General features: G+C 70.1%; 1 protein-coding gene. It reads left to right on the forward strand.

Annotated elements, in window-relative coordinates:
* Positions 1–208, forward strand: a 208-nt coding sequence (locus tag LB452_RS13455) for a hypothetical protein (protein WP_224462251.1), incomplete at its 5' end; no start/stop codon positions are given.
* Between the last annotated feature and the right edge of the window lie 76 nt (positions 209–284).

A 284-nucleotide genomic window follows, 5' to 3' on the forward strand; every position in this document is an offset into this window, starting at 1 on the left:
GCAATGCCGCACCTCGGACGAGCAGGAGCGCCTGCGCCTGCGTGACGAGATCCGCGAGCGCGTCCGCTCGGTGACCGGCATGAACTGCGTGATCGAGCTCGTCCCGCCGCGCACCCTGCCGCGCACCAGCTCGGGCAAGCTCAGCCGCGCCAAGGCGCGCAACCTCTATCTGAACGGCGAGATCAAGCCCTACGCGCTCGCCGCGTAAGGGCTCGCCAACCACCCGTCGAAACACTGTTCCCCGGCCAAGGCCGGGGCCAGTTGCGATGCCGCCGGAGAGGCCT

The sequence above is a fragment of the Psychroflexus longus genome, from assembly GCF_020164595.1.
GTDB classification, from domain to species: Bacteria; Bacteroidota; Bacteroidia; order Flavobacteriales; family Flavobacteriaceae; genus Psychroflexus; species Psychroflexus longus.